Consider the following 8,578-nt stretch of genomic DNA (forward strand, 5'->3'; position numbering starts at 1 on the left):
CCTGATGGCCCGCCTTAAGACGTCACCGGAGTCAGTGATGAAAGATAAAATACTCACGATTGATGTTGGCACTGGCAGTACCCGCGCCGCAATTTTGCGCATTGACGGCGCGATGATCGGCTTTGCGCAAAGAGAGTATGAGCAAACCACGCCCTGTGCGGGATGGTCAGAACAGGCTCCGTCTTTATGGTGGCAGGCCGCCTGCGACTGTATACGCGAGGTGCTTTATCGCTATCCAGAAACGGCAGCGCAGATTGCGGTTATTGGCGCCTGCGGGCAAATGCACGGCACCGTCCTGCTGGACGAGCAGGGTGAGCTGGTGGAGGACAGGGCGCTGTTATGGAATGATAAGCGCAGCCAGCCGCAGGTGGATGCCTTTATCGCGCGCGAAGGGCGGGAAAAGTGGCTGGCGCATTTAAATAATCCGCCCGCGGCAGCCTGGCCCGCTTTCAAATTAGTCTGGTGGCGTGAACATCATCCGGAGCGCTGGCCGCAGCTTGCTAAAGTATTGATGCCGAAGGACTATATTAATTTCATGCTGACCGGTGCTATGGCGACCGACTATAGCGAGGCATCCTGCTATTTTCTGATGGACAGCGAAACCCGTAGCTGGTCATCGCAAGCATGCGAAACGTTTGGTCTGCGGGTCGACCAGCTACCGGACCTGAAACTTTCCAGCGACATCATCGGCCAGGTAACACCGCGCGCTGCCAGCCTGACGGGCCTGCCGGCGGGTATCCCGGTGGTTGCCGGGACGTCGGATATGGCGGCCTCTCTGCTGGGCTCGGGTGTGTATGAACCGGGGATGGCGTCCGATTCGACCGGCACGTCGACGCTGATGACGGTGGTGTCGTCGCGGCCGTTACACCATCCACTGGTCAATAACCTTCATCTTGCCAACGCCGCCTGGGGCGGATTTACCATCCTCGACGCCGGCGGCGATGCCGTCCGCTGGGCGCGGCTGGCGCTTGCCGATAACCAGATTACGCATCCACAGCTTTTGCAGGAAGCCGCAGCGGTGCCGGCGGGGGCAGAAGGGCTGCTCTTTCTTCCCTATCTGACGGGCGAACGCCTGGCCGAACACACCAACTCGCGGGCGCAGTTTTTTGGCCTGCAGCGCAAGCATCGCCGCGGACATTTATTCCGCGCCGTTCTTGAAGGGGTGGCCTTTGCGTCCTGGCGTAATCTTCGCCAGCTGCAAAAGTGCGGGCAATATCCGCAACAAATGATCGCTTCCGGTGGCGGCGCGCGCAGCTCGCTGTGGCTTGAAATCAAAGCCGCGGCGTACAATCTGCCGATATTATCTACGCGTAATCAGGAGAATGGCGTCACCGGATGCGGTATTATCGCCGGGGTTGGCGTAGGGTTGTACGCCGATTTTGCCAGCGGCGTGCGGCAAACGGTGCAGTTCGACAAACTGATCTCACCGGATCCCCGTCTGCGGGATTATTACCACGCCTGCTGCGAGCTTTTTGATACGCTGTACCGGCAATCCGCTGCCTTATACGACAGGCTGGATGCGCTCAGCGTAGGACCCGACTGATACGCAAAGGTAAGCCAGCGCCGCTACGCGCGTAACGAGCTGTAAAAAAGAGAGAGGCAGAATGTTTGCAGAAGAAAGACAGGAGAAGTTACTCGGTATTCTCAGGGAAAAACGCAAAGTTGCTGTTTCTGAGATGTGTGACGTCTTTAATGTATCTGGCGCTACCATTCGTGCCGATCTCCGCCAGCTGGAAGAGGAGGGGTTGCTGACCCGAACGCATGGCGGAGCCGTTCTTCGTACCCGAGCGAGCTTCGAACAAGCATCGGACGCCCGCGAAATTGTCAATCTCAGCGCGAAAGAACGGATCGGCCAGCGCGCGGCGGCGCTGGTTGAGGATGGCGATATAATCGTGCTGGATACCGGTACCACGACGCTACATATCGCGCGCAATATTCGTGACAGACAGAACGTCACGGTGGTTACCAATGATTACCAAATCGCCCGAGAGCTTGAGGCCAGTCCCTCGATTCAAACGATTCTGCTCGGGGGGATCGTTAAGAAGGGATACCACTGCGTGGTGGCGATCAACGGACGTTCCATTCTCGACACGCTAAACGTCGATAAAGCATTTATGGGCACCAATTCGCTGTCGCTGAAACACGGCGCCTGCGTGGCCGATATCATGCTGGCAGAAACGAAACGAGGCATGGTGGAACACGCCAGTCAGGTGATTATTGTCTGCGACTACAGCAAGCTGAATAACACCTCGCTTGCCCAATTTACCGCCGCAGATCGAATTGACACGGTGGTGGTGGATCGTCTGCCTGATGATGTTCAGGCGTATCGTAATGCCGGCATTCAGGTGATCTCGCTGGATGAAGAGGAGTATCTTTAGCGCGCTGCTGTGACGTTGTCACTAACCAGCGCGTCGTAAAATCCCGTCCATCAGGGCGGGGTAAAGTTTTGGGTATTAGACTCACGTGCCGGGGGGATATCGAAGACCAGGCATGGTACAGGCGGTCCAGAATTGATTAAAGCTTACCCGCTGACTTTCTCAGTTCAGTAATATCCCTCTTGGGCGATTCCCCGAACATCCGCGTATATTCCCGGCTGAAATGGGACAGGCTTTCGTAACCGACCGCATAGGCTGCTGTGGTGACATCGTAATGTTCATTCAGCATCAGTCGCCTGGCTTCATTGAGGCGCAGCCATTTCTGATACCGTAGCGGGCTCATCCCCGCAAGCTGCCTGAAATGGTGGTGGAAAGAGGGCGTGCTCATTTGCACCCGACTTGCCAGTTCCTCGACGCGTAAAGGTGATGCAATATTGGTCTTTAACCAGTCGATAGCTTTACCGATACGGTAGCCATGGCCGTCGACTGCTGCAATCTGTCTGAGATGATCGGACTGATCGCTCATCAAAAGCCGGTAGTGTATCTCTCTTTGGATCAGCGGCCCGAGAACAGGAATGGCTTCAGGTTCGTCAAGCAAAGAAAGCAGACGGCAGAAAGGCTCCAGCAAAGCATCGGTAATAGTACCTATCCCGACACTCGTTCCCGCGTCTCGTTTTTTGACCGGCGGCAGGCTTCCCTGGGCAATTAATTCCATTAGCACGCGCTGGTCAAGCTTATAGGCTACGCCGACGCAGGGCTGGGATGTCGAAGCCTGCAATATTTCCGAACTGGCCGGCAGGTCAAGAGAGGTTATCAGGAATTTTTCCGCATTATATTCATAAGGTTCACCCCCAACCCACATGATCTTCGCGCCATCGGCCACCAGAACGATACTGGGAGGGACCAGGCAGCTTACCGGGGGAGCGGGTTCGTTTCGGCGAAACAATTCGAGCCCTTCTACGGCGGTAGGGAAATCGCCGGTGCCGGGTGTGCGCTGTGCAATATCCCTCGATAGCTCACCCAGCAGTATTTCAACCGATTTGTCAGGAATCATTCTGTAATGCCCCACACTTTTGACCTCTTTTGAGGTTATCAACTTAGCAGCTATGAAAACTGAAATACACGCTTTGAGATTAGGTTCAGAGGATCAGGCAAATAATGCAGAGTATTTTAATAACACCTTATATTAAAGACATTCAAAATAATAACTCTGAAATGAGGCAGTGTCCTGAAATCAGGGTTCACCGCGAGCAAATTTAACCCGTTCAGGTTTAAGCCATTTTTTAACTGCCACGACGGCATCGCTGCGCTTGAGAAGTGGTTTGAAGAAATTGGTACGCCAACACGTCTTGAACAGCTGAACATCAAGGAAGCAGATCTGCCCGCTATCGTTGAGAACGTCCAGATCAATGTCAAAGCGTTTGGTATCGCCAGTGATTACCGGCCGAAAGTTGTAACTGAAATACTCATGCATGTTGTCTGAAATAGGTCCCTCAATATCCAATGAAAGGTTTTAATATCATGACGCTAATATCTTCGACGCGCTTTTTTAATGGCGCACTCCTTGCCGGGGCGATGGCTCTGATTTCAACAGAAGTTGCGGTGGCCCAGCCTGCACCAGGCACAGCAGATTCTTCAGGCCGTCTGGTTCAGACGTGGGATAAAACTTTCCCAAGGAGCGAAAAAGTGGATCATCAAAAAGTTACTTTTAAAAACCGTTACGGCATTACGCTGGCCGCAGATGTGTATCTTCCAAAAGATCGCGGGAACAAGAAGCTTGCTACGCTTGTTATTTCCGGGCCTTTTGGCGCGGTAAAAGAGCAGGCCTCGGGTCTCTATGCTCAGACTTTAGCAGAGCGCGGATTCGTGACGCTGGCATTTGATCCGTCTTATACCGGTGAAAGCAGTGGTGAACCCCGCAATATTGCTTCACCCGATATCAATACCGAAGACTTTATGGCTGCAGTCGATTTTATGGGACTACAACCTTATGTGGATCGTGAACGTATCGGTGTCATCGGCATCTGCGGCATGGGGGGGATTGCCCTGAACGCTGTTGCCGTGGATAAGCGCGTAAAAGCGGTCGTTGCCAGCACCATGTATGATATGAGCCGCGTAATGTCAAAAGGCTACAATGACAGCGTAACACCGGAGCAACGCGAGCAGGCGCTGGAGAAGATGAGTCTTCAACGCTGGGAAGATGCAGCAAACGGCAAACCGGCATACCAGCCAGCCTATAATAAACTGAAGGGCGGTGAAGCACAGTTCCTCGTGGACTATGCGGACTACTACATGACTAAACGCGGCTATCATCCCCGAGCCGTCAACTCTGGCAATTCATGGTCCGTGACAACGCCGATGGCCTTTATGAATTTCCCGCTCATGACCTATATTAAGGAAATTTCTCCGCGCCCGATCCTGTTCATCCATGGTGAAAAGGCGCATTCGCTTTACTTCTCCAAAACGGCTTATGAAGCGGCAAATCAGCCAAAAGAGCTGCTGATTGTAAAAAATGCTACCCATGTTGATTTATATGATCGTATGGACAAGATCCCGTTCGATAACATCACTGCATTTTTCAACAAAAATCTTAATAAATAAGCCATAGCACCGTCCGGTGTTTTCAGATGCAGTGTCTGTGGGACAAACGACAGATACTGCTCTCTTAGCATGGGGTGTTGGGTATTCTATTGTTACTGATAAAGCTGGCACTAATTCCTGATGCGATATTAATTTCCGAATATTATCGAGTTAATCCTGCGACAGAAAAAAGCAACCGCATATGAAAGAGGAGAGGTATATGTACTGGAACCCTGAAGTATTAACAAGAATAGATGCGGCCGACGACCTGAAAATCGCACCGTATCATCCCGATATGAATACGACCGGTACGCCGACATGGATATGGGAAGTGAAGGTGGACAACCGACTTTTCGTCCGAGCCTATAGTGGTATCCGTTCAAAATGGTATCAGGCTGCATTGTCCCAGCAGGCAGGTAAGATACTGGCTATCGGACAGGAATTCGACGTACTGTTCGCAAAACCCTCGGACCCTGAGCTTGAAAGTAAAATTGATCAGGCTTACCTGAAAAAGTACTCCGGCAGCAGCTATGTTTCCGCAATGACAGGGATACGCGCCAGGGCAGCCACGATTGAGATTCTACCTTCGTGATGTCCTGTCAAAGTGATGCTGCCTGTACTGTGAGGCAAAATCTACCTGTTTAACGTTCATCTCCCTGAAACTGAAGGCACGTATGAAACCACTCTTTCCGAGCCTTCAGGTTTTTACATCCTTTTGTTGACTTATTCTGTAAAAAGATTACTTTTCAGGACATGAAAAAGATACTTATTATTGTACCCGATGGCGGCATGCTGTTTGAATCCGCCGGTATTGCTGACATTCTGATGCAGGCCAACCGCCTGCACCCGGAAGGTGCCCGGGAAATCTGCTACCAGGTCAAGCTAGCGACAACTCAACCGCATCAGGTTATCCATGGTCAGTCAGGTTTAAATCTGCTGGCCGACCATCGTCTGCATGAGATTGACCCTCGCGAGCCCCTCGATACCATCATGATTACCGGCAGAGGTCAAAACCCGCAGGAGGGGATGGCGGTGGTTGACTGGTTGCGCCTTGCCGCTCCCCATGCCCGCCGCATAGTCTCCATTTGCGGCGGTGCGATGCTGCTGGCGCAAACCGGACTGCTGGACGGCAGACGGGCCACTACCCACTGGAAGCTGCTGGAAACCATGCAGGCGGAATTCCCGCAGATCCGCGTCGAGGGCGGGCCGCTCTATATTCAGGACGAACATATCTGGACCTCTGGCGGGGTCAGTTCCGGCTTTGATCTTACGCTGGCGCTGGTTGAAGAAGACTATGGCTTCAGCCTGGCGCGCGATATCGCCCAGGACTTCGTCATGTATCTGCGTCGCCCGGGAGGCCAGCTGCAGTTTAGCCGCTATAACCTTCAGCAGACCGCCACCCAGGGCCCGATTAACGATCTGCTGGCGTGGTTGCTCGAAAACCTCACCGCCGACCTCAGCGTAGATAAGCTGGCGGAAAAAGTCGCCATGAGTCCGCGAAATTTCACCCGCGTCTTTACCCGGGAAACCGGCGCTTCGCCAGCGCGGTACGTCGCGGAAGCCCGCCTGGCCGCCGCGCGGCAGCGTTTGGAGCAGACTCACGAGACGCTGGATCGTATCGCCGAGCAAACGGGATTTGGCAGCAGTATTAACCTGCGACGCTTGTTTGAGAAACAGCTTAACCTCACTCCAGGTGAATATCGTCAACGATTTCACTGTCGCAAAATGGCGTAAAGTGATCCTTTTTTGTCATTTACGCCATAACCCGTCCGTCCTACTCTGACTCCAGCGATAATCGATAAGGAGTTAATTATGGTAAAGGTCGGTATTAACGGTTTTGGCCGGATCGGACGCAATGTACTGCGCGCAGCACTGAATAATCCGGATATTCAAATTGTGGCAATCAACGATTTGACGGACAGCAAAACGCTGGCGCATCTGCTGAAATACGACTCGCTTCTCGGTAAGCTGGATGCAGAGGTCACCGCGGGTGAAGGGGGGCTTGTTGTTGATGGTAAACCCATTACCGTATTCAGTGAACGCAACCCGGCCAGTATTCCGTGGCGTCAGTGTGAAGTCGACATCGTTATTGAGGCTACAGGATTATTCACGGACCGTGAAAAGGCTGCTGTACATATCCACAGCGGTGGCGCCAAGCGCGTGATTATCTCTGCCCCGGGTAAAAACGATGATTTAACCATTGTGATGGGCGTTAATGAGAGCCTTTACTCCCCGGATAAACACTACGTGATCAGCAACGGAAGCTGCACCACCAATGGTCTTGCACCTGCTGCGCAGGTCCTGCACCAGCATTTCGGTATTAAACATGGTCTCATGAACACCACCCATGCCTACACCAACAGCCAGGCGCTGCACGATCAGCCGGAAAAAGATCTGCGCGGGGCTCGCGCCGCCGCATTGTCGATTGTGCCTTACTCCAGCGGCGCAGCGAAGGCTCTGGGTAAAGTTATTCCTGAGCTGGATGGGCGTTTAACGGGATACTCGCTACGCGTCCCTGTGCCAGTGGTGTCCATTGTTGACCTCACCGTCACGCTTGAGCGAGATGTGACGGTCGAAGAGGTGAACAATGCTTTTCGCGAAGCCGCCGCAGCGGGACCTCTGAAAGGGATCCTGGGTTATAGCGATGAACCGCTCGTCTCCAGCGATTACCAGGGAGACCCACGCTCGTCGATTATCGACGGTCTATCAACGCTGGTGATTGGCGGTAATATGGTCAAAATTCTGGCGTGGTACGACAATGAATGGGGATTCTCTAATCGTCTCGTTGATCTGGCATTGATGATGGCAAAGCGTGAAAGCTAATCCACTGTGTGTTGTATTCATCTGTAAAAGTATAAGCAGTTCAGCTGGATGAATAGTGGCTCGAGTATCATTCATAGATGAAACATAACAAATCTTTCTGACCGCGATATAAAAGCATAAATGCCCGAGAGAGCATTTATGCTTTTTCGGCGATGAACGGAATTGCGATATGTTGTAGTCAGGTGCTCCCTGGTGGTAGCTAATCACCAGATACAAGGGAAGGGGGAGGTGAGGCAGAGCCTGTCAACATGGAAGCCGGCTGCGTTGGGCTTCAGTACACCATTCAACTTCAGCTGGCGGTTCTGTTTATGGTCGCGATGGCACTCGCCATTTGAGTGCGGAAAACGAAGCTGGCATCTTTTTGATAATCACGTCTGTGGCTGATCAAGCCCGGTTGATACACACTGCAGGCGGCGCGCTATCAAATGAGCATTTCATCTGGCATCCCGTGACGCGTTCGGTCAGAAAATGCAACAGCAGTAAGATATGCCGGACAGTACAAGCAGCAGGTGTGGCTGAATGAATTTCCCTGGCTTTTACTGTAGGAGAACAGGCTGTAGTGGGCGAAGTGATTGTTAAAAGCCATGCTTGATTTATCACCTCGAACATTTTGCCTTATAGCGCAGCATTCACGTGCATGAAAGGAATGACGGTCATAGTGTTGATGTGGGAAGAGGCAGCTATCAAAGATGACGTTATTGAGTACGACATTGCATTTAACATAATATACATTATGCGCACTCATATTGCAGTAGCTAACTTGAGATGTCCGTCTCGGGGCTGCGGATGTTTTCCTGGAC

The 8,578-nt window shown here is 52.4% G+C and carries 9 protein-coding genes; 6 read left to right on the top strand and 3 right to left on the bottom strand.

What is annotated here, in order from left to right; all coding sequences use genetic code 11:
* Positions 1-37: 37 nt before the first annotated feature.
* Both KHQ23_RS24915 and KHQ23_RS24920 read left to right on the top strand, forming a co-directional pair.
* Complete coding sequence (locus KHQ23_RS24915; RefSeq protein ID WP_032416189.1) at positions 38-1,543, top strand: FGGY-family carbohydrate kinase; 1,506 nt, start codon at positions 38-40, stop codon at positions 1,541-1,543.
* Positions 1,544-1,604: 61 nt separating this feature from the next.
* Positions 1,605-2,378: a DeoR/GlpR family DNA-binding transcription regulator gene (locus KHQ23_RS24920; RefSeq protein ID WP_004213051.1), complete on the top strand. Its 774-nt coding sequence runs from the start codon at positions 1,605-1,607 to the stop codon at positions 2,376-2,378.
* Between the two features lie 136 nt (positions 2,379-2,514).
* Here KHQ23_RS24920 and KHQ23_RS24925 read toward each other — a convergent pair whose 3' ends face one another.
* Together KHQ23_RS24925 and KHQ23_RS24930 are read right to left on the bottom strand one after the other, a co-directional pair.
* Complete coding sequence (locus KHQ23_RS24925; protein WP_004199872.1) at positions 2,515-3,429, bottom strand: AraC family transcriptional regulator; 915 nt, start codon at positions 3,427-3,429, stop codon at positions 2,515-2,517.
* A 180-nt stretch (positions 3,430-3,609) separates the two neighbouring features.
* A complete protein-coding gene (locus KHQ23_RS24930; RefSeq protein WP_002904864.1) occupies positions 3,610-3,849 on the bottom strand; it encodes a hypothetical protein in 240 nt (79 codons plus the stop codon).
* 29 nt (positions 3,850-3,878) lie between these two features.
* On the opposite strand from KHQ23_RS24930, the gene KHQ23_RS24935 reads away from it, so the two are divergent.
* The 4 genes from KHQ23_RS24935 to gap all read left to right on the top strand — a co-directional run bounded on the left by KHQ23_RS24935 (position 3,879) and on the right by gap (position 7,778).
* Complete coding sequence (locus KHQ23_RS24935; RefSeq protein WP_073553713.1) at positions 3,879-4,976, top strand: alpha/beta hydrolase; 1,098 nt, start codon at positions 3,879-3,881, stop codon at positions 4,974-4,976.
* A 199-nt stretch (positions 4,977-5,175) separates the two neighbouring features.
* Positions 5,176-5,547, top strand: a complete 372-nt coding sequence (locus tag KHQ23_RS24940) for a DUF2255 family protein (protein WP_004176172.1) — start codon at positions 5,176-5,178, stop codon at positions 5,545-5,547.
* Between the two features lie 161 nt (positions 5,548-5,708).
* Entirely contained in the window at positions 5,709-6,689 is a 981-nt protein-coding gene (locus KHQ23_RS24945) for a GlxA family transcriptional regulator (RefSeq protein WP_002904870.1), read from the top strand.
* Between the two features lie 78 nt (positions 6,690-6,767).
* Positions 6,768-7,778 carry a type I glyceraldehyde-3-phosphate dehydrogenase gene (gene gap, locus KHQ23_RS24950; protein WP_002904873.1) on the top strand — a complete coding sequence of 337 codons (1,011 nt, stop codon included), beginning with the start codon at positions 6,768-6,770 and terminating at the stop codon, positions 7,776-7,778.
* A 421-nt stretch (positions 7,779-8,199) separates the two neighbouring features.
* On the opposite strand, the gene KHQ23_RS24955 is transcribed toward gap, so the two are convergent.
* A complete protein-coding gene (locus KHQ23_RS24955; protein WP_004221585.1) occupies positions 8,200-8,364 on the bottom strand; it encodes a hypothetical protein in 165 nt (54 codons plus the stop codon).
* Between the last annotated feature and the right edge of the window lie 214 nt (positions 8,365-8,578).

Source organism: Klebsiella sp. 64 (assembly GCF_018223915.1).
In the GTDB taxonomy this organism is placed as follows: Bacteria; Pseudomonadota; Gammaproteobacteria; order Enterobacterales; family Enterobacteriaceae; genus Klebsiella; species Klebsiella pneumoniae.

Bases quoted from the DNA above. Each gene is read 5' to 3' on its own strand.
- KHQ23_RS24935 (WP_073553713.1), top strand. From the start codon at position 3,879: ATGAAAGGTTTTAATATCATGACGCTAATATCTTCGACGCGCTTTTTT.
- gap (WP_002904873.1), top strand. From the start codon at position 6,768: ATGGTAAAGGTCGGTATTAACGGTTTTGGCCGGATCGGACGCAATGTA.
- KHQ23_RS24930 (WP_002904864.1), bottom strand. From the start codon at position 3,849: ATGCATGAGTATTTCAGTTACAACTTTCGGCCGGTAATCACTGGCGAT.
- KHQ23_RS24920 (WP_004213051.1), top strand. From the start codon at position 1,605: ATGTTTGCAGAAGAAAGACAGGAGAAGTTACTCGGTATTCTCAGGGAA.
- KHQ23_RS24925 (WP_004199872.1), bottom strand. From the start codon at position 3,429: ATGATTCCTGACAAATCGGTTGAAATACTGCTGGGTGAGCTATCGAGG.
- KHQ23_RS24940 (WP_004176172.1), top strand. From the start codon at position 5,176: ATGTACTGGAACCCTGAAGTATTAACAAGAATAGATGCGGCCGACGAC.
- KHQ23_RS24915 (WP_032416189.1), top strand. From the start codon at position 38: ATGAAAGATAAAATACTCACGATTGATGTTGGCACTGGCAGTACCCGC.
- KHQ23_RS24945 (WP_002904870.1), top strand. From the start codon at position 5,709: ATGAAAAAGATACTTATTATTGTACCCGATGGCGGCATGCTGTTTGAA.
- KHQ23_RS24955 (WP_004221585.1), bottom strand. From the start codon at position 8,364: ATGGCTTTTAACAATCACTTCGCCCACTACAGCCTGTTCTCCTACAGT.